Annotated in this window: 23 protein-coding genes and 1 tRNA gene; 5 read left to right on the forward strand and 19 right to left on the reverse strand. The window is 37.2% G+C overall.

Annotated elements, in window-relative coordinates; translation table 11 throughout:
* Positions 1–72 precede the first annotated feature (72 nt).
* Together EF384_RS07750 and brnQ are read right to left on the reverse strand one after the other, a co-directional pair.
* Positions 73–942: a DegV family protein gene (locus tag EF384_RS07750; RefSeq protein ID WP_123780872.1), complete on the reverse strand. Its 870-nt coding sequence runs from the start codon at positions 940–942 to the stop codon at positions 73–75.
* Between the two features lie 139 nt (positions 943–1,081).
* The gene (gene brnQ, locus EF384_RS07755; protein WP_123780874.1) at positions 1,082–2,443 is read right to left on the reverse strand and encodes a branched-chain amino acid transport system II carrier protein; all 1,362 of its coding nucleotides are present in this window, start codon (positions 2,441–2,443) and stop codon (positions 1,082–1,084) included.
* Between the two features lie 247 nt (positions 2,444–2,690).
* On the opposite strand from brnQ, the gene EF384_RS07760 reads away from it, so the two are divergent.
* On the forward strand, positions 2,691–4,208 hold the full coding sequence (locus EF384_RS07760) for an FAD/NAD(P)-binding protein (RefSeq protein WP_233570072.1): 1,518 nt from the start codon (positions 2,691–2,693) through the stop codon (positions 4,206–4,208).
* 335 nt (positions 4,209–4,543) lie between these two features.
* Here EF384_RS07760 and EF384_RS07765 read toward each other — a convergent pair whose 3' ends face one another.
* The 6 genes from EF384_RS07765 to map form a co-directional block, all read right to left on the reverse strand.
* Positions 4,544–5,545, reverse strand: a complete 1,002-nt coding sequence (locus tag EF384_RS07765) for a DNA/RNA non-specific endonuclease (protein ID WP_123780876.1) — start codon at positions 5,543–5,545, stop codon at positions 4,544–4,546.
* Between the two features lie 126 nt (positions 5,546–5,671).
* The gene (locus tag EF384_RS07770; RefSeq protein WP_123780878.1) at positions 5,672–6,640 is read right to left on the reverse strand and encodes a GMP reductase; all 969 of its coding nucleotides are present in this window, start codon (positions 6,638–6,640) and stop codon (positions 5,672–5,674) included.
* 342 nt (positions 6,641–6,982) lie between these two features.
* A complete protein-coding gene (gene rbsK, locus EF384_RS07775) occupies positions 6,983–7,879 on the reverse strand; it encodes a ribokinase (protein WP_123780880.1) in 897 nt (298 codons plus the stop codon).
* Between the two features lie 124 nt (positions 7,880–8,003).
* Positions 8,004–8,993, reverse strand: coding sequence for an LCP family glycopolymer transferase (locus EF384_RS07780; RefSeq protein ID WP_123780882.1), 990 nt, complete (start codon positions 8,991–8,993; stop codon positions 8,004–8,006).
* A gap of 29 nt (positions 8,994–9,022) precedes the next feature.
* Positions 9,023–10,663, reverse strand: coding sequence for an LCP family glycopolymer transferase (locus EF384_RS07785; RefSeq protein ID WP_123780884.1), 1,641 nt, complete (start codon positions 10,661–10,663; stop codon positions 9,023–9,025).
* A gap of 216 nt (positions 10,664–10,879) precedes the next feature.
* Positions 10,880–11,635: a type I methionyl aminopeptidase gene (map, locus tag EF384_RS07790; RefSeq protein ID WP_123780886.1), complete on the reverse strand. Its 756-nt coding sequence runs from the start codon at positions 11,633–11,635 to the stop codon at positions 10,880–10,882.
* Between the two features lie 235 nt (positions 11,636–11,870).
* Here map and EF384_RS07795 point away from each other — a divergent pair, with 235 nt between their 5' ends.
* From EF384_RS07795 to EF384_RS07810, 4 genes are all read left to right on the forward strand, one after another.
* Positions 11,871–12,578, forward strand: a complete 708-nt coding sequence (locus EF384_RS07795) for a GntR family transcriptional regulator (RefSeq protein WP_123780888.1) — start codon at positions 11,871–11,873, stop codon at positions 12,576–12,578.
* Positions 12,579–12,684: 106 nt separating this feature from the next.
* On the forward strand, positions 12,685–13,146 hold the full coding sequence (locus EF384_RS07800; RefSeq protein ID WP_123780890.1) for a flavodoxin: 462 nt from the start codon (positions 12,685–12,687) through the stop codon (positions 13,144–13,146).
* A 20-nt stretch (positions 13,147–13,166) separates the two neighbouring features.
* Positions 13,167–14,408, forward strand: coding sequence for an aminopeptidase (locus EF384_RS07805; protein WP_123780892.1), 1,242 nt, complete (start codon positions 13,167–13,169; stop codon positions 14,406–14,408).
* Between the two features lie 47 nt (positions 14,409–14,455).
* Complete coding sequence (locus tag EF384_RS07810) at positions 14,456–14,767, forward strand: hypothetical protein (RefSeq protein ID WP_123780894.1); 312 nt, start codon at positions 14,456–14,458, stop codon at positions 14,765–14,767.
* Between the two features lie 38 nt (positions 14,768–14,805).
* On the opposite strand, the gene EF384_RS07815 is transcribed toward EF384_RS07810, so the two are convergent.
* From EF384_RS07815 to EF384_RS07865, 11 genes are all read right to left on the reverse strand, one after another.
* Positions 14,806–16,533 carry a DUF6020 family protein gene (locus EF384_RS07815; protein WP_148076705.1) on the reverse strand — a complete coding sequence of 576 codons (1,728 nt, stop codon included), beginning with the start codon at positions 16,531–16,533 and terminating at the stop codon, positions 14,806–14,808.
* Between the two features lie 22 nt (positions 16,534–16,555).
* Positions 16,556–16,942 (reverse strand): GtrA family protein, encoded by a 387-nt coding sequence (locus EF384_RS07820; RefSeq protein WP_123780897.1) that lies wholly within the window; start codon positions 16,940–16,942, stop codon positions 16,556–16,558.
* A gap of 2 nt (positions 16,943–16,944) precedes the next feature.
* A complete protein-coding gene (locus EF384_RS07825; protein WP_123780899.1) occupies positions 16,945–18,153 on the reverse strand; it encodes a hypothetical protein in 1,209 nt (402 codons plus the stop codon).
* A complete protein-coding gene (locus EF384_RS07830) occupies positions 18,143–19,105 on the reverse strand; it encodes a glycosyltransferase family 2 protein (protein WP_123780901.1) in 963 nt (320 codons plus the stop codon). The genes EF384_RS07825 and EF384_RS07830 overlap by 11 nt, the downstream gene beginning before the upstream one ends.
* A 57-nt stretch (positions 19,106–19,162) precedes the next feature.
* Positions 19,163–20,119, reverse strand: coding sequence for a glycosyltransferase family 2 protein (locus EF384_RS07835; protein ID WP_123780903.1), 957 nt, complete (start codon positions 20,117–20,119; stop codon positions 19,163–19,165).
* A gap of 160 nt (positions 20,120–20,279) precedes the next feature.
* Entirely contained in the window at positions 20,280–21,647 is a 1,368-nt protein-coding gene (locus tag EF384_RS07840) for an MATE family efflux transporter (RefSeq protein ID WP_123780905.1), read from the reverse strand.
* A gap of 43 nt (positions 21,648–21,690) precedes the next feature.
* Positions 21,691–21,763: transfer RNA gene (locus EF384_RS07845), tRNA-Arg, on the reverse strand.
* Positions 21,764–21,844: 81 nt separating this feature from the next.
* Entirely contained in the window at positions 21,845–22,606 is a 762-nt protein-coding gene (locus EF384_RS07850; protein WP_123780907.1) for a glycosyltransferase family 2 protein, read from the reverse strand.
* Between the two features lie 12 nt (positions 22,607–22,618).
* Positions 22,619–23,728, reverse strand: coding sequence for a hypothetical protein (locus tag EF384_RS07855; protein WP_123780909.1), 1,110 nt, complete (start codon positions 23,726–23,728; stop codon positions 22,619–22,621).
* Complete coding sequence (locus EF384_RS07860) at positions 23,729–25,015, reverse strand: O-antigen ligase family protein (protein WP_123780911.1); 1,287 nt, start codon at positions 25,013–25,015, stop codon at positions 23,729–23,731.
* A 45-nt stretch (positions 25,016–25,060) separates the two neighbouring features.
* On the reverse strand, positions 25,061–26,203 hold the full coding sequence (locus EF384_RS07865) for a glycosyltransferase (protein ID WP_233570073.1): 1,143 nt from the start codon (positions 26,201–26,203) through the stop codon (positions 25,061–25,063).
* Between the last annotated feature and the right edge of the window lie 150 nt (positions 26,204–26,353).

The following is a 26,353-nucleotide window of genomic DNA, read 5'->3' on the forward strand; positions in this document are numbered from 1 at the left end:
CGAAAAGTATGAATTGTTCAGGAGGACATTATAACAAAAAAAATGCGATAAATCGCATTTTTCATGTGCTTCTTATAAAGCTGTATCTACTAAAATAAAAATCCCAATACAACCTGTACCAACATGTGTACCGACAACTGGTGTTAGCATGGAAACTGGCACCTGATCAATCTTAATGTCAGGACTCATTGTACCCACAATATCTAGACCACGGTCCAAAGCATTCCCATGTGCTAAGGCAATATGAACACGATTACCATGTTCAAGCACTGCTTGCTCATAGATGCCGACAAATTTTTCTTTTAATTTTCTTTCTGTTCGAATCTTGTCGATTACTTCAATGCTACCTTCATTATTAATTTCCAACAAAGGAATAATTTTTAATAAATTACCGAAGAAAGCACCAGCAGCACTCAAACGACCACCTTTAACTAAGTTATCCAATGATCCAACAATCACATAGGTTGCTGAATCACGAGCTGCTTGATTAAGCGCTGGTACGATTGCTTTGGCATCGTATCCCGCATCTAATAAACGCAAGCATTCTCGAATTAAGTGCACAGAAATTTGAGATGTAGACAAACTATCAATCACATAGGTTGGTACTTTATCTGCAAATTCTTTGGCAACACCTTCTAATGAAGGCAAGGTACCTGACAATTTCTTGGCAATACCGATGGCAAAGACTTGGTCATAACTTTGTGCGAGGATATCTTCATATACCGCATAAATTTGGCCATTTGTTGGTTGAGACGTTGTTGGTAAAGTTTCGAAACTAGGTAATGCATCATAAAAATCTGCAATTACTTGCGGATCACTAGAGTCTTCTCTTACTTCACCATCTGGAAAAATGACGCTTAACTTAATTTGAAAAATATTGTCTAATGCACTCAAATCTTCCGGTAAAGTTGCGGTAGAATCCACGATAATTGCTGTTTTCATTGCTTAAAACCCCTTACTCATTAATACATTTTTGTATTCTTGCTATATTCTGCACAAGTTTACCATGATTTTGTCGCAAAAAAAAGGATAAGTTTTTACACCTACCCTTATTACTAGTTTTGATAACTAGATATCTATTTTAAGCATTTGCTTTTTTCTTATCCATTTCCGTTAAAGCGATACCAATCACTAGACCGATGATGGCCGGCAATAACCAACCAAATCCATAGTCATAAAATGGCAAAATGCGTGCAGCAAATGCCCCGATTGCATCGCCACCGACCAAGTCGTATAATCCACTTGGTAGTGTTTTTATCAAATCGAAAATTGCAGCGAACATGGTCAAGCCTGTTACCCATTGATAGACCTTTTTGCTCGTATAAATTGGTTCACATAAAGCTAAGATCACTAATGAAATCGCTAGTGGATAAAGGAACATCAATACAGGTTGAGACAAGCCAATAATAGATGTCAAACCAACATTTGAAATCACGAATGATACACCGGCGAAAAGAATGGTCCATGCTTTACTAGATAAGACATTTGGAAATAGTTCTTCAAATGTTTCCGCACAAGCAACGATTAAACCAATCGCTGTTTTCAAACAGGCAAAAATCATTACTAAGGCCAACAGAATGCTACCAGCAGTACCGAAGTAGTGTTGGGTAATCATTGATAAGGCAACGCCCCCATTTTCTTGAACATCGATGAAGCCGCGGCTTTGAGCACCCAAAACACCTAAACAGATGTAAATTAAGCCCATCAAAATTGCAGTGAATAAACCACTTTTCACTGTTTCGTTCGCAATTTTTGCTGGTTCATTAATACCCAATTTACGAATCGAACGGATCACGATAATACCGAAGGCCAAGGCTGCTAATACATCCATGGTGTTATAACCTTCTAAAAAGCCTTGGAAAAGCGCTTGACTAGTATATGCCTCAACTGGTGCTACATCTGCCACACTAACTTCTGGCATCGTGAAGGCTCTGACAAAAATGACAGCTAGAAAAATCAAAAAGATTGGATTTAGAAACTTACCGACATAATCCATAATATTAGATGGACGTAATGATAAAGCAAGTGCAATACCAAAGAAAATTGCTGAATAGATCAACAATGCCCAAGGTGAATCTACAAATCCGGCAGTAGCAAAGCTCACTTCAAAAGAAACAGAAGCCGTTCTTGGACTCGCAAAAAATGGACCAATCGTTAAATATAAAGCAACTGTGAAGAAGTAGGCATATTTTTTGGAAATCTTACTGGCTAAATCAAACAAGCCTTCAGAATGAGTTCGACCGATTGCAGCGATGGCTAATAATGGTAAACCTGTTGCTGTAATAATAAAGCCAAGACTAGCTAACCAGATATTGCCCCCAGCCATTTGCCCCATTAATACTGGAAAAATCAGATTTCCGGCACCAAAGAAGAGACCAAATAGAGTTGAAGCAACAACTATCGACTCTTTCCCGGTTAATTTCGTTTTGTTATTTGGTTTCATGATGTTAACTCCCTTTCATATTGAACAAAAATACCATACTCTCGTATGAAAAATAAGGGAAATCATGCATTTTTTAGCAAACTCTCATTTAACTTTGCTGACTTTTGCAATGTCGTTTTTATAGGGAAAATAAGTGCGATTCAAGCGGTGTTTTCGTATTGCATATCCGCCATATATGCTATAATTTATGGGCACTCGAATATATCGAGAAGAGATTTTTCAAAGATAATTTTAATGAGGAGATATCATGATGCATATAGCTATTGTCGGCTTAGGTACATCAGGAAACGGTGTGTTAAAAGCCTTCCTTGATTACAAACAAGCACATCCAAACACAGATTTTACAATTCATATTTATGATATAGCAAACCATTTAGGGCATGGCTTCCCCTACCAGGAAGATACCCATTCTCTGATCATGAATTCCTACGCCCGAAATATTTCTTTGGATCCGGAAAATCCGAATGGCTTCGTAGAATGGTTGACTGTTCATTATCCCGAACATGCAGATCCAAATCATTATGTGCCGCGTCCTATTTTTGGCCAATACATGAAAGATTTCATGAAGGATTATATGAAAGACGATAGTATCACTGTCATCAACCAATTGGTTCAAGATATTCGTGTCTTAGACAAAGCTGGATATGAGCAAGGTGAGAATAAACAAGCTACTTACCAATTTCAATTGCAAACAGCTGATGATATTTGGCAAGATACCGTCTATCAGGCTGTCTTCCTAAATATTGGGCATCCGCCATACGCAGACCACTATCACTTACGCGGTCATCATGGTTATATTCATAATCCCTACCCAGTTTCGGAAACACTAGGTCAATTAAATCCTGAAGATAAAATTGGTATCATTGGGTCTGGACTAACCGCACTGGATGCCATGCGTTATTTGCAAAATAAATATGAAGGACAATTGGCACATTCTATTTCTTTCTATACCCGTTCAACGCCGTTTAAAACAGCACGTCAAGATTATTATGACGGGCCAATCCATATGACTTTCAGCTATGAATGGATTGATGAAATGAGTGCAAAAGGGAACGGATATATCAGTTTAGAAACCATTCTAAAGGCTTTCTTTGCTGATATGAAAGCAAATGATGTGGATGTTAAAGCGGTGATTGATCGATTTGGATTAGGCTCACTTTCTGAAATTCGCCATGAAGTCATGGGCTATGACAGAGAGTTACAAATTATTCAACAATACGCCTCAACCATTACCAAATATCTGCCCCATCTTTATATGAAGATGCCTGGCTTGGATCGTGAAAAATACATCCATGAATACATGGACACCTTCGAATACTTTAGAAACCAAATGACCAAAGAAGCCTTGTTGGATATCCTAAATTGGTATGATGAAGGTCGCATCACCTTCAAAGACCAGCTTGTTGATATTAAACCGAGCAGTCAATCTGGTTTCGATATCTACTACAAAAATGGCGCGGTCTCTCATGCCGATATTCTAATCAATGCCGCTGGTATGGAAAGTAATCTATTCCGTGCAAGTGATCAAGATATATTAATTCGCAATTTGGTCAACCGTGAAATTATCAGTCCAACCCCATATGGCGACGTCTTAATTTCTTGGCCTCAAGGTCAATCGATGTCTCGTCGTTTCGGTACCTTCGATAACCTATTCTTTACAGGTCGTTGGATTAAAAATACTTTATACGGTAATAACAATGCCCTAATGAACTTTACTTTTGGCCAAGATATCGTCAAACAATTTCTTGATCGTCAGCAACAATAAAAAGGCTGGGACAATAATTATAAATCTTCGATTTTCGTCCTTGCAGTGTACGTTCCTTATAGCCGTGGGACCTTCAGGATGTGACAATAAGCGTTTAGACCCAAACACTGGAAGACTATAGCAGTGACACACGTAGTGTGGCGCAATATAGTCTGAAGTGGAGTTGGGTCTGCTTATTGGAGCTCAACGTCTGGAGCCAAGGTCTCCAGACTTGAAATCGNCATATTTTGAAAAAAGTAAAAGGCGAGAACAATTCCTTCAAAGAAATGTTCTCGCCTTTTTTGTTGGCTTTTGTCTCAACCTCTTTTTTGAGAGATTTTACAACCTCTTCTTCATTATGAGTTTTCCTTACTTGCCCCAGTTTGGTAATCGAGTTCGACCCCAGGTTGAACATTGGGCACATAAACATGAAATTGTAATTCACCTTGGTCTTCTATTGAATAAGCTTCCATAAAAATACCACGCGCCAAGAGTTCATCCCCGATAAACAAAGGCGTGATTCGATACCGCACATGATTTTCAGTATCTTCAATATAAGAAGCGACATAGTTCTCAAATGGCAGCATACCTTCAACATTAAAGTATCTTGTCCCGGTCATCAAATTCAACATGTTATCTTGTTGCCCAGTCAATTGATAGCCAATCAAATGGCTTCGATTATACAACCATCCACCGTCCACGCTATCATACTTTTCTTGCATCCAACCAGTTGGTGTTACACTGGTTAAGCCTTCTCTGACTTCAGCATCCGCGGGCATCAAATCAACCGTAAGTAAAGCATTCGCAGCTGTCACTCGTCCTAAATCATCGAGGGCACCATATTTTTCCCAGCCATCCCCAACACCTGTAATTTCTTCATCGGTAAAAATAGGTACATTGTTATTGACCGCAACATAAGACTGTCCTGACGGCACTTTTGGTTGAACGGTATGTACATTTTCCAGATTGGACTGTGTTGTTCTTTGAGTTGGCGAAGTTTGGCTTTCCGCTAAGTCGTTACTTGTTATTTCATTGGCTTCGCTTTGTGCTAGCTGACTCGTGCTTGATTGACTAGCTTCAGCTTGTTCGCTAACCACACTGGCTTGCGCATCCGGGTTTGTTTTCGCACCTTCTTGCGCCTGCTTCACTTTAGATGAGGAGGAAGCCAATCCCTGTTCTTCTAATATCTCTTGATAAATGGATGATGTTTGTGAAACTTCCTTAGCTACCTCGACCGGTTCGGCTAAGTTTTCTTGGGCATAGCGATTACCAAGGAATAAAAAAGAAATAATCATGGTGAGTAATAAAACACTCAAAATACTTTTGATTTTTGGATATTTTTTCTGCCAATTTGACATAGCCTATGCCCCTTTCTATCAATATTGTCATATCCTATATATCTTACCATAGTAGTTTGCATTTTTAACATCAAAAAAAGCCTAGGCACGCGGCCTAGACTCTGAATTTCAATTTAAAATTAGTGATTAGTCACCGTTGTAGATAGTTGGTACGATCATGTAGTCAACAGTGCGTAAAGCGCCTAAATCACGGCCACCTGCGTAAGAAATACTTGATTGTAAATCTTCTTGCATTTCACGCATAGTATCCCAAAGGCTACCACGGCTTTCGATAAGCATTTTCTTACCTTCAACATTTTTGTAGATACCTTTTTGGTATTGAGATGCTGAACCAAAGTACTCTTTGTATGTTACGCCATCTTGTTCAACTGTTTCACCTGGTGATTCCACGTGTGCAGCTAATAATGAACCAATCATCACCATTGAAGCACCAAAACGTACAGATTTTGCGATGTCACCGTTTGTACGGATACCACCGTCTGCAATAATTGGTTTACGGGCAGCTTTGGCACATAATTTGATTGCTTGTAATTGCCAACCAGCAGTACCAAAACCAGTTTTGATTTTCGTAATACATACACGACCTGGACCTACACCAACTTTCGTTGCATCGGCACCGGCGTTTTCTAAATCACGGACAGCTTCTGGAGTTGCAACATTACCAGCAATCACGAATGTTTCTGGTAATTGGGCTTTGATATATTTGATCATTTCGATAACAGTTTCTGAATGACCATGGGCAATATCAATTGTGATGAAGTCTACTTTTTCACCACTAGCCTTGATTTCATCAATGAAAGTATATTCTTCAGGTTTCACCCCTACTGAAATAGATGCAAACAAACCTTCAGCATTCATATGCTTGATGAATGGTAAACGTTTCTCTGGTTCAAAACGGTGCATAATATAGAAATAACCTTTTCTGGCTAATTCTTCTGCAAGTTCTTCATTTAGAACAGTTTGCATATTTGCTGGGACAACAGGGATCTTGAATGTACGACCTCCAAATTCAATTGAAGTATCTGCCTGGCTACGGCTTGTAATCACACATTTAGCAGGTATTAATTGGACTTGTTCATAATCAAAAGTTTCCACGAATTCAACTCGCCTTTCTCTCATACAATGATTTCAACAACAAAAGGTGTCTGTAAACACCAATTCGTATTCTACACACATAGCAAGTTGATTGCAAGTAAAATAGCTAGGAATATTTCAGAAATTCACTTGAAAAAATGAAAAAAATCTCAAAAACTAGCGTGAATTTCACTTATAAACGAACGTTATCCGAATCCAAGTGTTATATCATTCTCAAATAAAAAACACTAACCTAAAACACGAACATTTTTCATTAGTAAACACGAACTATCTTTCTCATGAATTTTTATAAAAAAAGTGCATGGAGGATTCACCACCCATGCACTTAATAAAACACTAAACTTAAACAATCCAATCTTGGTTATAGTGGCTATCTGCTTGCATTTCAGCAACAGTTGGCATACCACCTTGCGCACCAAATTTTCGAACGGATAAAGAACCCGCCAATGAAGCAAAGGCAATGGCCTTGCTTAAATCATTCCCTTTAGATAAAGCAACAGTAAAGGCACCAGAGAAAGTATCTCCTGCACCAGTTGTATCCACAACCTCACCTTTAATGGCATCAATCGCAACAACTTCTTGCCCATCATGATACGTCACACCATCGCCACCCATAGTAATTAACAGTTGTTTCGGATACTTAGCTAACAAGCTTGCTACATCCTCGTCACCAAATAATTCTTTGGCTTCAGATTCGTTAGGCAATAAGTATGCTACTTTTGCCAAATATGCTGGCTTTACTTTCACGAATGGGGCTGGATCATACGTTACTTTAATATCATGTGCATCAGCTAAGTCAATCAAATATTCAATTGACGCCATTGGAATTTCATTCTGAATGATAAAATAATCACACGCTAGCAAATCAGCTTCTACGGATTGTAAATAATCCACTGTTACCTCTTGGTTTGCACCAGGCACGTAAACGATGGCATTGTCCCCTTCAAATACTGTAATGTGGGCTGAACCTGTTGTCGTACCTTCAATCACCTTAACAGCATCAATATTCACGCCATTGTCCAAAAGATTTTGTTTGGTTTCTACACCGAATTGATCACTACCAACGCAACCAAACATTTTCACATCACCACCCAAACGTGCTGCTGCTACAGCTTGGTTAGCCCCTTTTCCACCAAATGTGGTTTCAAAAGCTTGGCCATAAACCGTTTCGCCTTGGTTAGGTACACGATTTGTTGTGACAACGAAATCTGTAGAAATACTACCAATTACACCTATCATAAATTCTTCCTCCTCGTTTAATACATAGTCCTATTATACTGTATATTCGCTTACTAAGTGAGCACTTTCAACAAAAAGGAGGTCGAGCTTTTTGCTCAACCTCCTATAAATTAACTATCAGAATTTATTCTAATCCTAAATGACTTCTTAGCATACTAGATGCTTCAGCAATTTGTGCGTCTGATAAAACACTATAGTAAATACCAGATGATGTATCATCTGAACCAACTAATGTCGTTGATTCGATATTTGCAGAATCAACACGGTAGTTTAGAGCTAAGTTGGTCATATCATTAATGGTTAAGTCCGTCGTAACATTACTTTGAACTGTTTCAAATAATCCAAGTAGGCTACCTACATTTTGGACATCTTGATATTTATCTAAGATACCAATCAAGACTTCACGTTGACGGGCTGCACGACCAAAATCACCATCTGGATCATTGTAACGCATGCGGACATAGGCTAATGCTTCATCACCTGTCGCTAAGTTAATGTTACCTTCAGCGAAAGTATAGCCATCTTGGGAGAATGCAAAATCATTATAGACCGTTACACCACCAACAGCATCAATGATATTCATCATACCTGTCATATTGACTAAGGCATAGTAGTCAACTGGCACATTTAATAAGTTTTGGACGGCATTGATAGAACCCGATGGACCACCAGCTGTGGCATAAGCAGAATTGATTTTACCACCTAGACTCGCAACATAGGTATCACGAGGAATAGACACCATTTTAGCAGTACCATCTTCAGGATTAATTGTCACTAAAATCATAACGTCAGTATTTTGCTCACCTGTCGTACGACCAGCACCCGCATCCATACCCAATAATAAAATGGATACAGGATCTTTTTCAGAAATGGATACTTCTGTTTCACGCACTTCCTCAACCGGTGTCGCACCATTCGCATCAGCTGGTTGATAAATTGCTTCAGCTGTCGAGTGTAATTTGTAGTATGAAAAAGCTGCCACACCACCACCAATTACCAACAATAGTAGTAAAATCCAACCGAAACAACCTAAAAGGCCACGACGTTTTTTACGAGGTTGATCCCCGTATTGATCACGACGACTTCTACGTCCTGAATTTCGTTCTTCTGCCATTTTCTTCTCCTCCTAATAGTACATTTTGATTATTCTGAAGCGGAACTTTCGGTAACTGCACCGCCTGTTGCAGGTGTTTCACTAGTTACCGGTGTAGATGAAGTAGTTGTCGGGTCCGCAGCTGGTGCAGTGGCTGGTGTAGATGATTCTACTGCCGGACTACTAGATGATTCGTAATACGTTTCTGATTCGCTTGTGTAAGCTGGCTCACTGTATGTTTCACTTACTGTTTCAGAATAAGAACTTGTTGTTTGGTAATCATCGGTTACTGTTGAACTGCTCGTCGTGTCAGTCGTCGTATCGACTTCTGAACTCAAGCTGTCTTCGCTACTTACACTCTCAACAGCCCCAGGATCAAATCCATCTGTGATATATGAAAGTAGTTCATCTGAAAGCGTATCTGGGATTGTCTGATCATCTGTTTCATTTACTAAATCTGTCGTGCCCATTGACGTTAAATAGTCATTAATTGAGTAACCAAAGATATACTTCACTAACTCATTTAAATCTTCTCTTGAATAAACACCAGGCTTGATGGCCATTTCATCATCCGTTAGCACACCGTCCCAGTTTAGATCAGTGACTGGGAAATACGTTGACGTTACACCAAATGAAACCGGATAAACAATCACAGCATCCTGCCCTTCGTAATCTAGATTTGCTTGCATTTTCGCAACAATCTCTTGACGTTCTAATTCGGGCACAAGTAAATAATAACCAAAATCAAGATTCAAATCTTCATAGTTTTCAAAAACCAATTTTTCCAAATTATCCATAGCAGATAAGTATTTTTCTTGTAAAGCAAACATATTCTCTACAGAGACATTGGTTTTTACATTATCCCCTAGTGCATACAAGATATCGTTATAATTGGTAATCGTACCAAGTGAAATAACCTTATCTACAACTGCTTCAACAAGTTGTTGTTGTCGTTTCTCACGACCGATATCCCCTTCTGGATCCGACTTACGCATACGCACATATTGCATTGCTTCAAGTCCAGATAAGGTAGTTGTTTCACCCTCTGTAAAGCTCACACCATTTTGTGTGAAAGTTAAGGTTGGCGTTACTTCCACGCCTCCCAGCGCATCGATAACATCCATAAACCCTTGCATATTGACGTTTACGTAATAGTCAATCGGTACATCAAGATATTGTTGTAAGGAGTTTATCGTTCCTTCAATCCCATCATAATTCATGTAAGCATGATTCAATTTGTCAAAATCTTCCGTATCACTTTGTGGTCCTAAAGCATCTCGTGGAATTGAAATAACCGTTGACTCATTCGTAGTTGGATTAATGGTAAATACCATCATTACATCCGTACGTGCTTCCTCAACATCTTCATAGTACAATGCCCCATTATCAATCCCTGTTAAAAGAATGGTAATCGGCTCCCCATTTTGCAATTGAGCATCCGCATCACGTAGCTCATTTGAATTTACATCTTCATAAATCTTCGTCCCAAACCCAGTTACATCGGCATACAATTTAAATGCAATTGCACACAGGATAACAAGCAAAGTCGCAGATCCTAAAATCCAATAAGTTCGTTTATTTTTGGGCATCCATTTCGATCCCATCAATTTCACTAACCATTTAGGCTTTGAGGATTTTCTCACTTGCTTCCGCGTTGGCTCATTCTTGTTTTGATTATCTTGCTGTGTCATAGGCGCTCCTCTGGAGAATTATTCGGAAAAAGTTGCTCATCAAAAATGGAATAATATCATTATAATTTCAAAATTTAAGCAATCTATACCACCATAAATTATAGCATAATGATAATCCTTCTGATTGAGTTTTCATATTTCTTAATAAATATTTGAAAAAATAAAAAACTTCACAAGAATGCCGAACATTCCTATGAAGTCTCCTGATATTTATAATTAATCTTTTTGTTGTGTCAACACAACTGGTCCATCTTCTGTAATCGCAATAGTATGTTCAAATTGCGCAGAACGACCACCATCAATTGTACGAGCAGTCCAACCATTTGAATCAATTTTTGCTTGCCATTTACCTGTATTCACCATTGGTTCAATTGTAATGGTCATACCAGCACGTAAACGTTGGCCACGACCAGCAATACCATAATGTGGCACTGATGGTTCTTCATGCATAGTTGGTTGAATACCATGACCTACGAATTCACGAACAACAGAGAATCCTTCGCCTTCAACATAAGCTTGAATAGCAGCACCAATGTCACCAATACGGTTACCGACAGTTGCTTGCTCGATACCAACCTCTAAGGCTTTCTTCGTCACATCTAGTAAACGTTGGCCTTCTTCATCTACTTGACCAATTGCGTATGACCAACATGAGTCAGCAAAATAACCGTCTAGTGATAGCACAGTATCGACACCAACGATATCCCCTTCTTTTAACACACGGTTGGGTGCTGGGAAACCATGACAAATTTCATCATTAATGGATACACAAGTCACATATTCGTAACCTTCAAAACCTACTTGTTCACGAATTGCGCCTGCTTCTGTAATTTTTTTATCGAAAAATGCTTCAATTTCCATTGTCGTAACACCAGGTACCATCAATGGACGTAATTGTTCATGGATGCTAGCTAATAATGCACCAGCTTTTTTCATGCCTTCTATTTCACGGGCAGATTTAAGTGTAATCATTCATCTCGTCCTTCCTTCTTATTCCTAGTCATTATACCTTAAAATGCCCCAAAGTGAAAATAAAGCGCTAGTCTAATACAATTGTAAACGTTTTAATTTTTTTATAACTTTTAATGATATACTTTGGCTTTTTTGTTTGAAACTGGTAAGATTAGGATAACAAGAAAACGTTATTGTATGTTTTTTAGTAGCAAGAATAATTTGAGTAAGCAATGAACCGCTTGAGGTGATTAGCATGGGAAAAACACAGAAATTAGAACAAATTGCATATTTACACATCAAAGATCAAATTTTAAGTGAAAACTGGAAAACCGGCTTTCATATTGTTGAGGCCTTTATTTCGGAAGATTTGGACATCAGTCGAAGTCCTATTCGCGCTGCCCTAAGTAAATTAGCTGAAGAAGGGTTCGTCGATATGATTCCTTACCGTGGCTTTTTCGTCAGTGAAACACCACCAGAAGAAGATTATGTTGCCCACCGGTTACGATATGAATTGGTGATTTGTTACCGTATGTTAGATCATATGATTAAACAACGTGTAAAAGGTGAAAAATTTGCAGACCAATTAAATGAAAAAGTGACCAATGTACGTTTTGCCTACGATGAAAAACGCTTTGAAGATTTCTATAATACGAGTGAAGCTTTGCTCATCGCTATCTTAAATATTGGTAATCATCCCTTCTTGGTCAATGAAGCGATTGAATGTAGTGGCACAGTGATGACTGCCATTCTGAACAAATATACAGATGAAAATCCAAGTGAATTTATTTATGATATGTATCCATTTATGATATATCTTGGTGACTTAGTCCGTTTAATCACCGAAAATCGATTTAATGATGCCCGAGTTTTATTTGAAGTCATCATTAACTATTTAAAAATTCAGTTACCTAAAGATACGCAGGTTGCATTTGATAATATGAATACCTACCGTCTAGCTTAAAATGCTACAATTCTATATCAGAGAGCACTCTTTGTCGTAAAAGAGTGCTTTTTTTGCTATAATTTTTAGTAGAAAGCAGAATATTAGATAGAAGGGAGCGAAATACATGCCAACAGCACTTGTCACCTTTGCCTCACTCACAGGCAACGATGAAGAAATTGCAAATATCATGACGAAATCTCTGCTTGATTTAGGCGTAGAGGCCAAAATGATTGAGTGCCAGTCAGTCTATGCGAGTGACTTTTTGAATGAGGATATTTGTATTGTCGTTACCTATACATACGGTGCTGCTGCAGATTTACCTGATGAAATTGTCGACCTATACGAAGAATTGCCGGAAGTGAATTTAGAAGGCAAAATCTTTGCTACTCTAGGGTCTGGTGAATATGATTACGAAGAATTTTGTAAATCAGTTGATGACTTCACCGCTCAATTCAAACAAAGCGGTGCGATTATGGCTGGTGAATCGGTAAAAATCGAGTTGTATCCAGAAGACGACGACATCCCTGCTATTCAAAAACTTGCACAAGAATGCGTGACTGCATTTCAAACACAACAAGCATCATAACAATCGGAGGAAATTTATATATGGAAAATTTTGATCAATTACTAGATAAATACGCAAACCTTTTAATCGAAAAAGGTATCAACGTGGAAAAAGGCGATAATGTCATGATCTACATCGCAGTAGACCAAGCACCCCTAGCACATTACTTAGCGAAACATGCTTACGAAAATGGTGCCCGTCGTGTTCACTTTACTTGGAAAGATGATTTCACAAACCGCTTAAATTACGAATACCAAGCAACCGAAGATCTTGCTGAAGTGGCAGACTATACAGTGGCTCGCCAAGAAGACTTAATTTTAAACCAAAAAATATCTCGTTTATCCATCGTATCTGGTGACCCAGATCTATTAAACGGTATTGATCCAAGTAAGATTGACACAGTACAAACAAGCCATGGCACTGCCTTAAAAGTTGTTCGTACCGCAACCATGAATGATCGCGTGAAATGGACAGTTGCTGCCGCAGCAGACTACGGTTGGGCAAAACATGTCTTCCCAGAATTAGCAGAAGACAAACAAGCAGCGACAGATGCTTTATGGGATGCTATTTTCAAAGCGAGTCGTGTATATGAAGCTGATCCAGTTGAAGCATGGAACAATCACCGTGACCTATTAGATGAAAAAGCAAAATTCTTAAACGACAAACAATTTAAGAAATTACACTACACAGCACCTGGTACAGATTTCACAGTAGGTTTACCTGAAAACCACATCTGGATGTCTGCACAAAGCTTTAATCCAGACGGTTCACCATTTATCGCGAACATGCCAACTGAAGAAGTCTTCACAGCACCAGATACAAATGTAATGGATGGTTATGTCACTTCAACTAAACCATTATCTTACGCTGGATCTACAATTGAAGGCATCAAAGTAACTTTTGCAGATGGTAAAATTGTTGATGTAACAGCCGATAAAGGTGCACAAATCATGAAAGATTTAGTCTTCAACAACGAAGGTGCACAAGGTTTAGGTGAAGTTGCCTTAGTACCGCATAAATCACCTATTTCTCAAAGCAACTTAACATTCTTCAACACTTTATTTGACGAAAATGCATCAAACCATATTGCTATTGGTGCTGCTTACCCTACTACCGTTCAAGGTGGTACTGAAATGTCAGACGAAGAATTACAAGCTGCTGGTGTAAACCGTAGCCATGTACACGTTGACTTCATGATTGGTTCAGATAAAATGGATATCGACGCAATTGATGCTGACGGCAACATCTTCCCAATCTTCCGTCAAGGTGAATGGGCATTCTAATTGCCAAATAACTTTGCCAATACTTAGCATAATAAAGGAGGTTAACCATGTCTCAAGATAATAAAAATAATGATCATGATTTAAACGAGTTATATAGTCGTCTGAAAAATATGGATCGTGAAAAAGTTGATAAAACCTTGGCCTACCTTGATAAAGGTTCTCCAAAATTAAATTGGCTATACATCACATTGGCTGTGGCCATCATTTTCCTATTAGTTGGTCTAATCATGGTCTTAACACCAGATGATGACACACCAACAGATTGGGCTGCTCCAGAAGAATTAAACCTTCAAATCACGGACATGGAAAGCCGTATCAGTGAATTAGAAAGTAAAGTTTCAGAATTAGAAAATCAATAATAAAAAGCTGTGCTCCTCACGAAGGAACACAGCTTTTTTTATTTACTTAAAAATCCAGATTCTTTTTTGGTTACGACAGGCAATACTAATGCAAATGCTGCTATGAAAATTAACGCTAACACGTAGCGCATATTATAAGCTGGCATTGCCAATACGAGTGTGCCAATATGTAAGATCCCCGGCATTAAGACAAATACAAACTGCCACTGTCTTTTCACTAATAAATAAATGGCAACTGTCAAAATAGTAAATACCGCGATAGCCGGCAAACTAGTGATAAAAGGTTTTGTTTCCATATCATAAGGATTTTCTTTAAAAGAATAATCCTCTAGAAAACCACGTAAACCTTGCACATCGAATGTATAATTTTCAACATAGTCATCATAATAAGCCTTAGGTGAGTTAATGAAGTAGTGGAACATCACCGAACCAGGTAACCCATGTTCGTACCCATTAATATCCCATAATGGCCGTATTTGTTGTAACTGAGCTTTTAAAGCAGTTAATGGATATTTTGAAACCAAATGCCACCATGTTTTCAAAAACTCGGCTTGATTGTCATTAATAACTTCTTTGTTGTAGTCACTGTGAAATTTCACTGGATCTGCCATCGATGGAGTATATTTTTCCTGCCAAATCTCTAGTGGTAGTATTTCTTCTAAAAAGGCAACATCAGTTGCATCAATCGGCTTTTCTTCCGCAATAATTGCCCCCATATGTTGTACCATGATGCTATATTTTTCACTTGCCGATCCAGGTTCAACATTATAGCGTTCCATTAATGGCCCGCTGTACAAGCTGTATAGCGCTATTAAACCAACAAGTATCGCAAACATTTGTTTACGAGTACCCTGGATAAAAATGACCATCAATAAAAGGAAAGTTATTCCGACGTACAAACCATTATGTCTACTGAACATCACGACAATTAAGGTGCCTAAGTATAGTAGCCAAGACATTGGATGCCCTTTTAGCCAAGTCCCTTTTGTTTGGATTATTTGGAAAGTAAATAAGGTTAAGAGAAATAAAGCAATGTTATAGATATTATCTTTATAGATGGTCACCATATTTGGGACCATAACCGTCATCAAAACTAAACCTGCAATAATAGTTGAACTAATCCATTTTTTCAAACCATGATTTGCTAATATATAGGCGAAATATGCAACTGCAAATATCATACCGGCAACTTGACCTAGAGTGTATATAATTGGTGACTCTGTCAATAAGTATGAAATACGTAATAAGATTGTCGTGAAAAATGGATGCCAATCGGTTAAATCAATCCCACCCATAGCTTGTCCCCATTGAGAATAGGAATCAATAAACATATTCCCTGGTAAAAAAGCAATCATAAAAGGGATAAATACGAACACCATGGCTAAGGCAACATATACAGCGTACCGACGATTCTGTTTGGCTGAAAATTCACTTGCTTCTTTATATAGCCAATCCCTTTTTTTCATAGATAGATATAATAGTATATACCCAGCAAAAAAGAGGCCTTTGATAAATGAAATAATTAAGTAATAAGTTAATCGGATTGGTGGATTCAAGTTAAAGGATAGGATGTTTATACCAATATAAATTACAGCAAACAGTCCGAGTATCCACAGATTACGTTTTGAATATTCCACCTGTACATCCCTTAGAAAATATAAGGGCACGAAAAGTAAAACAGTCGTGAATAGTCCATAATAATCCAATGCAAACAACATTAAATTGGTGATAGCAATTACCGCGAGAAGCCAATAATTTTTTCTCATCAAATACCTCCCCACTGTTTGCTTATTTCTCTAACCAAATTTTTCGAGATACGAAGTTCCATATCATGACGATAATTGTCGCTAAAACTTTTGCAAAGATGTAATAGATGTTTGTAATGTCCACGAAGAACCACATCATCACTTGGTTTAAAATTAACCCCACAACTGAAAGTGCCAAGAAAATCATTGCTTCCTTATGGCGTTGTTCTTTACCGTACTTACTTTCAAATACAAAGGTCATAGATGCTACATAGTTAAAAATAGTTGAAACAATAAATGAAATGGCTGCTGAAATCAGATAATAAATATCAAAAACTTCCGTTAAAATAGTCAGTAAGCCAAAATCGATAATGGCCGCCGCAACCCCGACAAAACCAAATTTAATAAATTGATTGATTAATTTTTTCAAAATTAACTCCTTCTAAACCACTTAGACCAGTCGATCAATACATAAAGATATGTAAAAATCCCTAAGACAGTGATTGCTAGATTTCGATAAGTAAAATAGTAATGATGTTGGTTATGATTTTGCAAGATAAAAAACCAAACAAAAGGCACGATACTCATCATCAATAGCACGCTATGGTTCAAAATCTTAGCCATTGTAATTCCTTTAGACCAAACACCTGCTACTACTAAAGCGATAATGATAAGTGCTAGAACAGGCCAAACATATGATGGGAACATTGCACCTAGTAATTTTCTTAATATCTCAGAATACTCTAGCACTTCACCTTCAGTCCCACCTGTTCGTAGAAAAATTTGTTTGATCGCAGATTGAAATAGGTTTTCCTGCAAAATAACACTTCCTACAGCCCACTTAGCTACCCAAGTACCTGCATAACCAATTAGCCAAGCAAGTCCCATGTAGATAGTTTCTATAAGTACTGTGAAAAAGGCAGCCGTTTCTTCTTGATAACGTAACACATACCAAATAAAAAATGGAATGGCAAAAGTTAACAAAGGTGCTGTCAGCAAATCAAAATAATTGGTTACTGAACCGATTATAAAACTAGTAAACACCACATTATTCAAATTCAATTTGTTATGTATTTTTGCCCAAGTGAACCATAAGATGGCAACCATCAAAATGACGTAAACTGGCGTATATTGTAAGGATAAGGGAAAAATCCAAAAATGTATCATGAACAAAACGAATGCAAATAATCCTGCGAAAATTGGCGAAATTGTGTGACGTAATTGATGCATCACGGCAGCAAATAAACCAAATATTAGAAAGATATTCAAATAACGAATCCCTGTGTAACTCATAAACACAAGTAAGAAGCGAAGTATTGGAATATCCCCCATCCAATAGCGGAAGTAGCCATTATTCCATACAGCTGCTTGGAAAGGATTTAATCGATCATTATTATGTAACTTTTGGAAAATAAGATTATCCGTAAAGGTATCTAATTTTGTGCCAACAATATTGGGAATAACCTCCCACCGTTTCGTTTCACTCGCAATACTATTTACTGATTCATGCCAATTATCCATAATAAATCTGGTTGGAATCAAATAGGCAAATAAAAGAAAGGCATAATAAAAGATGCATAGGGCGACAAATGTCAGCCCTATGCGTTTTAGTACTTTAGCAATATCAAGATTAATCTTCATAATCGCTCAAACCTTCTAATTTTTTAATCGCATTAAATTTTGTATACTCAATTTCAAAACGTTGGCGTTCATTTTGTGTAATGACATCCAAGATTAAACCTGCGATAAATAAAATAATACCAGTTAAACCGATGAATCCAGCACCAATTAATGTTGGGAATCGTTCAACTGTACCAGTTTGATTAAAATCAATCCAGATAGGTACAAATAAAATAATTGCGATAAGTAATAGCAATAATGAAACTAATGAGAAGAATAACAATGGCTTATAATTTTTAAACAATCGACCGATTGTACGTAAAACTTTAATCCCATCAGATACTGTGTTTAATTTTGATTCGCTTCCTTCAGGACGGTCACGGTATTCAATAACCACGTTTTCAATCGCTAAGTTTTTGTCCAAAGCAAAAATAGTCATTTCTGTTTCTATTTCGAAACCTTGTGATAGAACTGGGAATGATTTTACAAACTCATATGAAAAAGCACGGTATCCAGTCATAATGTCACGGACGTTGTTTTTGAACAATACATTGATTAACCCTCTTACTGTACGGTTACCAACATTATGGAAAGGACGTTTGTTTTCTTCAAAATAAGTAGAACTTAAGCGGTCACCTACAACCATTTGTGCACGGTGAGCCAAGATTGGCGCAACCATTTCACGTGCATGTTCTGCAGGATAAGTGTCATCCCCATCAATCATCAAGTAACAAGCCGCATCAATATCACGGAACATTGAACGGATAACATTACCCTTACCTTGTTGATGCTCATAACGGACTATTGCACCTGCTTTAGCAGCAAGCTCTGCAGTATTATCACTTGAATTATTATCATAAACGTAAATCGTTGCCTCAGGTAAAGCTGCCTTAAAATCAGCAATCACCTTTTCAATTGTTTGGCTTTCGTTGTAACACGGAATTAAAACCGCAATATCGTCCGTCAAATTCATACTTTTACACTCCTCAAATTTTCATTTCAGTATTCATTATAATATAACCTAGCAAGTCTAGGCACTCTTTTTATTATTTTGGTCTTTCTTGACCATATCTGTGTCTTTAATGATATACACTGGTCTATTCTTTGTTTCTAAATAAATTTTCCCAATGTATTTACCAATGATACCGATACACAGTAACTGTATGCCACCTAGCAGTAAGACAATTGAAGCCATTGATGGCCACCCATCAGTCGGATCTCCAAAGATTAATGTGCGGATTACAATGACAAATATCGATAAAATGGCCACGATACAGGAAACTGTACCTAAATAAGTTGCAATAGATAAAGGTAAATCAGAAAAGTCTGTGATACCTTCTATCGAATACTTAAATAACTGCTTAAAAGACCAAGAGGTTTCCCCAGCGACACGCTCTCGATTTTTGAAAGTTAGGTAGGCTGTATTAAAGCCAACCCAGGTAAATAAGCCTTTTGAAAATCGATTATATTCGGTTAAAGAAAGTATCGCATCTACCATTTGTCGACGCATCAAGCGGAAATCACGTGCCCCATCAACCATTTGGGCATCCGAAATTTTCGCCATTAAACGATAAAATGTTTTTGCAAACAATGAACGCGTTGCCGACTCGCCTGCTCTATCTTCTCGCCGAGTACCAACACAATCCAATTCAGCATCTTTGACCAACATCCCATACATCTTAGGCAATAGTTCTGGTGGATCTTGCAAATCAGCATCCATAATCGTAACAAAGTCCCCATTTGCATGTTGCAAACCGGCATACATCGCCGCTTCTTTACCAAAATTTCTGGAGAAATGAATAAAGTGAACATCCTCATTTTCTCTCGATAATTTTTGAATCACTTGCAAGGTCTTATCCTTAGAACCATCATTGATAAATATATATTCAAATGTTGTATTCATCTCTTGTTTCTGTGCTTCCACAGCTTCAAAAAACAAAGGAATTGTTTCTTCCTCGTTATAACAAGGAACAATAATAGTTATCACGGATTTGTACTCCTTTTTCGCTTTTCTTTATTGTACCAAAAAACAAACGTTTAATTGCTACCTTCTGGCATGTTCATAAATTCTTATCTATTATGCTAACCTAGCAGTATAAAAAAAAGAGAATGGATAACGTTTATCCATTCTCCAAATTAAGATTTCTTTATTCTTCCATTTTCAAGATTTGTTGGAAAATTCCTTGAAGCTCAACTCGTTTTAATACCAGAATTGCTAATAAATAAATAGCATAAACTAAGAAGCCCATATAAATATTCAAGAAATTGGCAGTTAAATAAAATACCAATACATGACTTATAATTAACATCCATTCACTAGCATCACTCTTCAAGTTGGTAAACTCTCTTCTTGATACATACATATACCATAAGAAGTAACATAATGTTGTTGCCCATGCGATACCAGATAAACTTTGGGTAACCAAGAATACCACGTAAACAAATGCAAAAGCTGCTAATGCATATAAAATTGAATCGCGTATATATTTTTTCTCACTTCGTTTTGCCTTATATAAATTTGAAATCACAATTTTTGAAATCATGATATATGGAATTGAGACAAATGTTATAGATAATAATTCAATCGATGGCGTATAAGCAGGTAAGAAAAATTCAATAATCCACTTGAATACAAAGAATGCTAACCCACCAAAAATACCTAATAGTAAGGTTAATTGCTTAATCACATTCGCAACTTTTGGATTATCTGTTTTGGAAATCAAATTATAGAATACTAAAGCCACTGCATTCACGATTAAGATAATGACATTCAGTACAGAGTTTTGGAAAGAATATTGTGCGAAATTCTCAATTGAAAATCCCCAGTTAGCAATCCAAGAACCGATGTTACCAACAAACGTTAGTGACATATTGGCTAAAAGAATTAGGAAACCTACACGGAAAATGGATAATTTATCTTTCACCGTAAAGCTTGGATTGAAGCCTAATTTACCGATAAAGATATATTCATAGTATAGATACATCAGAATATAAGAAATCACATTTAAAATGATGTAGAAAATATAGTCTTCTGATTTAAAAATGAAAATTCCCGCTAAGAGTAACAAAATGTAAGAAATCGACCGGAACATTGAGGCAATGGTGAATGTATTAAATTGGCCCACTGCTTGTAAGAAATTCGATTGATACGTTGTTACATTTGAGAAGAAGGTAACGACTGAAAATAAAATCAAAACAGGATCCTTGGTGATTAAGGAGATAAGAAACATACCGATAAACATCATAAACTGGAATACATTGGCAAAATTATGTTCATTTCGTAGCACATTTTTATCTAAACTGTTGATATCTTCTCCCCCGTACTTGATGTATATCCCATCAGCAAAACCTAAGTGGAAAAGATAGGTAAAACTCAAGTATAAGGTATATTGGCGATATGATCCATATTGTGCAACTGTTAGGATGCCGGGCAATATAAATCCTACAATGAAGCTTGTCCCAAATCCAACGATATTAGAGAGTGCTACATTCAAAATATTTTTTAATGTTTTCATTTTTATCCTCGCAGTATATAATAGTCAATTTAATAAAAAAAAACGGTCCCGAGAAGATTCGAACTTCCGACACCTCGTTTAGGAAACGAGTGCTCTATCCCCTGAGCTACGAGACCATAGTTAATGTGTGCAATCAGATTTGCTATACTCCATTGTATCGCAAATCTGACCTTTCTGTCACACATCTTATTCAATTTTTAGATACGACGTAAAATTGCATTCACTACATAAGAAGTAAAATAATACGCTGCTTTTGGCAATGGTAATTTTTCTAAGTTGTAGTAAGTATTCCAAGTACGTTTTAAAGCGCCAATTCGGTCACTAGAAATAGACCCTGCTACTTGGCGGTAAGAATTCAATGGTGTTGAAATACCATATGCAGTCACACCCGTTTCTCGCATGATTTGTAACCAAGTTGCGGTATCTTGTCCTTTACGCACAAGAGGCATCCGGAAATCACCCACAACTTCACGGTCCAACATAACTGTTGAACATGCGATAGCTGTATTTTTCAATAAGCCAGTGTAGTCTAACGATAGTGGTACATTTGCTTTTTCTTTTAACACTTGGCCATTTTCATCAACCAAACGGAAATCTGTATATGAAAAAGCAATATTTCCTTCTTTCATGAAACGAATTTGTCGATTTAATTTCTCTGCATCCCATACATCATCTGAATCTACAAATGCTATATATTGTCCTCTGGCCGCCGCAATCCCCGTATTACGAGCAACAGCAGCACCGGAGTTTTCAGCTAAATTGATAACTTTGATTCGCTCATCTTCTTGCGCATACGCTTCAATAATTTCCTGGCTATTATCCGTTGATTGATCATTCACTAAAATCAATTCCCAATCACCGTAATATTGTTTTTGTACACTTTCAATTGTTGCACCAATAAAACGTTCTGCATTATAGACAGGTGTCACAATAGATATGAAATTTTCTTGAAAAGTCATTTGTGATACTCCTTACTTGAAATGAACGATTTTTAAACGCGCTTCATATAATTTACTTAGTTCAAATTGTTGTTTATACCAATCTTTATCTGTTTGACCTGATTCAATAAAAATGATGATTTCTTCAGGTGTCTCTGTTGCAGCACTGATGTTATTCGCCACTGGTAAATGTTGGCTTGCAAAAGATTGGATAACTTCGTTCGTACTGTTTTGAGCCACGGCAACACGAGTCTTTTCAGCCGGAATAAGTAACCAATTATGTAATGCCTCTGCATCAACTTTTTTGCCATCAACCAAAATTTGATAATCATCAAAATCCCATGCGTAATCATATGCATAAGTGATTTTTTTGCTGAAGAAATGTAGAGCAAATAAAATGGCTGTTGATAAAATAACACCTAAAACAGCACCTAGCACGCCATAGAATACTAATGACCCACCACTTTGTTGTGGTTGCAATCCTGATAATGTACCCGGTGTTGGAACCATTGGATTATCTGCTAACACTAAATCTTCGCCAATTTCTGGTGTAGATAAAAATGTTAATTCATAATTCTCGTAGAATGGCACTTTACCATCTTGTAGATATTGATAAATTGCCTCTGCTACAGCCAGGTTTTCTTCAGCTGTTTGCCCAACAAGTACACGCAAAGTGATTTCATCTGTAGAAGAATTACGTACCGCAGCTAAACCACCACGAAAATCACGTGTTTTTTCTAAACCAACGTTAGCTTGTGCTTGCAGTGTCGCACTAATGTCTACACCTGATGTTTCTTCTAATTCGGCCAAAACATCTGGACGAGAAAGGTATTCATCCAAAATAAATGAATTACCTAAAATCATACCGTCTTGGTTTACTGCGATAAAAGAAAATTCTGCAGGTTCTTGATCATAAACGGTACCTAATAAGTCGTATGAAGCTTCAATTTCTTCTGGCGTCAAGGTTTCATTTACTGCAGTTTCAGAAGTCACTGATTCCACTGCAGTATTTTCAATATAGCTCGATAATAACACCCGAGCACCAATCGTTATGGCCATCACAATGATAGTACCAATAATGATTTTTACAATATTTTTTATAAAGAATCGCCATAATTCAGCGATAATAGTTAGCAAGCTCATTTATTCTACCCTCTTTTTCTCTTCGTCTACTTTCGCTTCCATAATTTTGATGTAGGCTACAATTAAGCCAAAGAATACCCAATGCCATTCAATTAACATATTATTCGCACTAGTGATACTTGCACCAATAAAAATCAGAAGAAAAGCAATGAAAGCATTCATTGTATGACGTTGTGGTTTATTGACATATTTTCTTAAATCAAATAGTCGGTAAATCATCAACCCGTATCCTACGACGTAAGCTACAAAAACCAAAACACCATAGCCAACTAATATTTCTAGCCACCAGTTATGGATATTAAAAATATTATTGGTTGGCAAGGTACCAAAGGTTTCCATCCAAACTTCAATATTACCTGCACCAACACCAAGTCCGAAAGTTTTACCCACATAGGATAAACCATTTCGCCACATATTCATCCGACCCACATCACCAGATATTACTGGACGAGGTAGGATATAAATTAAATCAGTAATCATTGCTCGGATTGGTGCTACAAAAGTAACCATTCCTAATAGCACAATAATACCAATACCAAATATTAGGCCGATTTTTTTGCGTGGGAAATCCCAGCGAACATGTAATAAAGCATAAATAACAAAGAATAGGACCACCATCAGTAAGCTCATCCGTGACCCTGATTGGAAAACCAAAAAGGTTGAGAGCAAGATACATGCGAGTGTAATCAGTTTCTTTAGATTACTTTTAGTTGTATTCATCAATGTCAAATTCACAGGTAGTGAAGCCAACAGCATTGTCGCATAATCATTTTGATTCGCTAAATAGGTAATCGGTATACGTGTCCATGGTTGTGTAACAAAAGTAGAATACTTGTCTAATTTTTCCAAGTCCGCCAATATGTATATATTGGTCACTATTTCAAATAACCCCCATATACTTAGAAAGGTCAGCATCACCCATACAGCTTTCATTAAAGTACGCCATTGGAGATAATGGTTAGTCCACAAGAAAATACCCAGGACACTTGAAACACCTAACGTCAGTAGTACCATAGCCTGCAACCAAGAACCTAGACTTAAGGCCCATAAAACGGAACAAAATGCCCAAATCCACCAAAATATATATACGGTAACCATTCCGGTCGCATAAGAATTGATGCGGATTTTAAAAGCTTTACGATCTTTCAAAATAAAGAGTAGGACTATTGGTATAACCAAGAGTGAAAAAATTCTATAAATAGATATTTGCCCCACCGGTGATGTGACGGCTATTAAATTCGAACCTAGAAAAACACTAGATACTAATATGATTAAATAGGTTAACAAACTGCCATCGCCTCCTTTCGGCATGGATACTCATTACAGTCCATGTTAAATCTGATAATCATGTATTTTTCCAGTAAAGTAATCAACATATAGTTTTGCTGAGGCTTCATTTGAAAAACGTTTTTCTTCTATCGCCTGAATACGTGTTGGCGCATCAGGAATTTGCAATTGCGCCATTTCAGCTAATTTATCATACCAAACAGATGGGTCATCGTCTAACCCACAGGTTGCTACCATACCTAATCCTAGGTCCACTTCATCGGTAATAGTGTCTGACATCACAGTAGGCACCCCTGCACCTTGTACTTCGACAACAGTTGTCGGTAACCCTTCGGTAAATGATGGTAATAATAAAACATCCAAACTAGGATAAAAACTAGAAATTGGACTGATACGTCCAGTAAAAGAAATGACCTCATCTAATCCTTGATCTTTAACAGCTTGTTTTAACTCATTTTCCAAGTTTCCTGCACCAATAATAAAAATTTTAGCATCAATTTGATTATCTAAAATATATTTACCAATTTTTAAGGTTTTTTTATGATTTTTAACAGGCATCAATCGTCCTACGTGACCTATTACTATAGTATTGTCTGAAACACCCAAGGCATTTCTACCCTCAGCTTTCAATTTTGCATATGCCTCATCAGAATAGTTATAGTCACTGACATCGATAGAATTAGGAATGACCATGGATGCTTTTAAGTCTGTTTTTGAACCAAAAACAGAGCGAATAGCTAATTTCCCACAACCTACAAAGTCAGTAGTCATGCGTGTATTCGCTTTTTTCCCAAATCCATATAACAGTTTGTCCTTTAAATTCTTTATTTTATAGTCATTCACTAAATGCGCATGAATATAGAATCTTTGGACACCGAATTTTTTAGCAATCTGATAATAAGGAATCGCACGATATCCTTCAATATGACAGTGTACCAGGTCATATTTGTTTTCTTCAAAAGGTGCTGAAAAACTTTTGGTGAAAGCCTTAGTTCCTTTTTTCTTGGGATTTTGTAATCGGTATATTTGACCGCCTGTAGCATAGATTGCAGATTCAAATTCTGGACTACATTCATCATAGGTAGCTACATCAAAAATTACATTATACTCAGGCATTTGCTTTGCTTTGTTGAATATAAATGAGGAGATGCCTCCTCCAAAGCCACTCATCACATGTAAAATACGCATTTGATTTGCAGTGTTCGTGTCTTGCATTGTTCATACTCCTCACTAAAATTTCTCGTTTATGATGTCATACTGTCACTCAAAAAATTTATTCATCTCGGCTATTATACTATAAAACCCATAATCAAGTAAAAAAGGATAGGACATCGCTGT

This window comes from Aerococcus agrisoli, from assembly GCF_003797145.1.
GTDB lineage: Bacteria > Bacillota > Bacilli > Lactobacillales > Aerococcaceae > Aerococcus > Aerococcus agrisoli.

Bases quoted from the DNA above. Each gene is read 5' to 3' on its own strand.
- EF384_RS07750 (WP_123780872.1), bottom strand. From the start codon at position 942: ATGAAAACAGCAATTATCGTGGATTCTACCGCAACTTTACCGGAAGAT.
- brnQ (WP_123780874.1), bottom strand. From the start codon at position 2,443: ATGAAACCAAATAACAAAACGAAATTAACCGGGAAAGAGTCGATAGTT.
- EF384_RS07760 (WP_233570072.1), top strand. From the start codon at position 2,691: ATGATGCATATAGCTATTGTCGGCTTAGGTACATCAGGAAACGGTGTG.
- EF384_RS07765 (WP_123780876.1), bottom strand. From the start codon at position 5,545: ATGTCAAATTGGCAGAAAAAATATCCAAAAATCAAAAGTATTTTGAGT.
- rbsK (WP_123780880.1), bottom strand. From the start codon at position 7,879: ATGATAGGTGTAATTGGTAGTATTTCTACAGATTTCGTTGTCACAACA.
- EF384_RS07780 (WP_123780882.1), bottom strand. From the start codon at position 8,993: ATGGCAGAAGAACGAAATTCAGGACGTAGAAGTCGTCGTGATCAATAC.
- EF384_RS07785 (WP_123780884.1), bottom strand. From the start codon at position 10,663: ATGACACAGCAAGATAATCAAAACAAGAATGAGCCAACGCGGAAGCAA.
- map (WP_123780886.1), bottom strand. From the start codon at position 11,635: ATGATTACACTTAAATCTGCCCGTGAAATAGAAGGCATGAAAAAAGCT.
- EF384_RS07795 (WP_123780888.1), top strand. From the start codon at position 11,871: ATGGGAAAAACACAGAAATTAGAACAAATTGCATATTTACACATCAAA.
- EF384_RS07800 (WP_123780890.1), top strand. From the start codon at position 12,685: ATGCCAACAGCACTTGTCACCTTTGCCTCACTCACAGGCAACGATGAA.
- EF384_RS07805 (WP_123780892.1), top strand. From the start codon at position 13,167: ATGGAAAATTTTGATCAATTACTAGATAAATACGCAAACCTTTTAATC.
- EF384_RS07810 (WP_123780894.1), top strand. From the start codon at position 14,456: ATGTCTCAAGATAATAAAAATAATGATCATGATTTAAACGAGTTATAT.
- EF384_RS07815 (WP_148076705.1), bottom strand. From the start codon at position 16,533: ATGAGAAAAAATTATTGGCTTCTCGCGGTAATTGCTATCACCAATTTA.
- EF384_RS07825 (WP_123780899.1), bottom strand. From the start codon at position 18,153: ATGAAGATTAATCTTGATATTGCTAAAGTACTAAAACGCATAGGGCTG.
- EF384_RS07830 (WP_123780901.1), bottom strand. From the start codon at position 19,105: ATGAATTTGACGGACGATATTGCGGTTTTAATTCCGTGTTACAACGAA.
- EF384_RS07840 (WP_123780905.1), bottom strand. From the start codon at position 21,647: ATGAAAACATTAAAAAATATTTTGAATGTAGCACTCTCTAATATCGTT.
- EF384_RS07850 (WP_123780907.1), bottom strand. From the start codon at position 22,606: ATGACTTTTCAAGAAAATTTCATATCTATTGTGACACCTGTCTATAAT.
- EF384_RS07855 (WP_123780909.1), bottom strand. From the start codon at position 23,728: ATGAGCTTGCTAACTATTATCGCTGAATTATGGCGATTCTTTATAAAA.
- EF384_RS07865 (WP_233570073.1), bottom strand. From the start codon at position 26,203: ATGCGTATTTTACATGTGATGAGTGGCTTTGGAGGAGGCATCTCCTCA.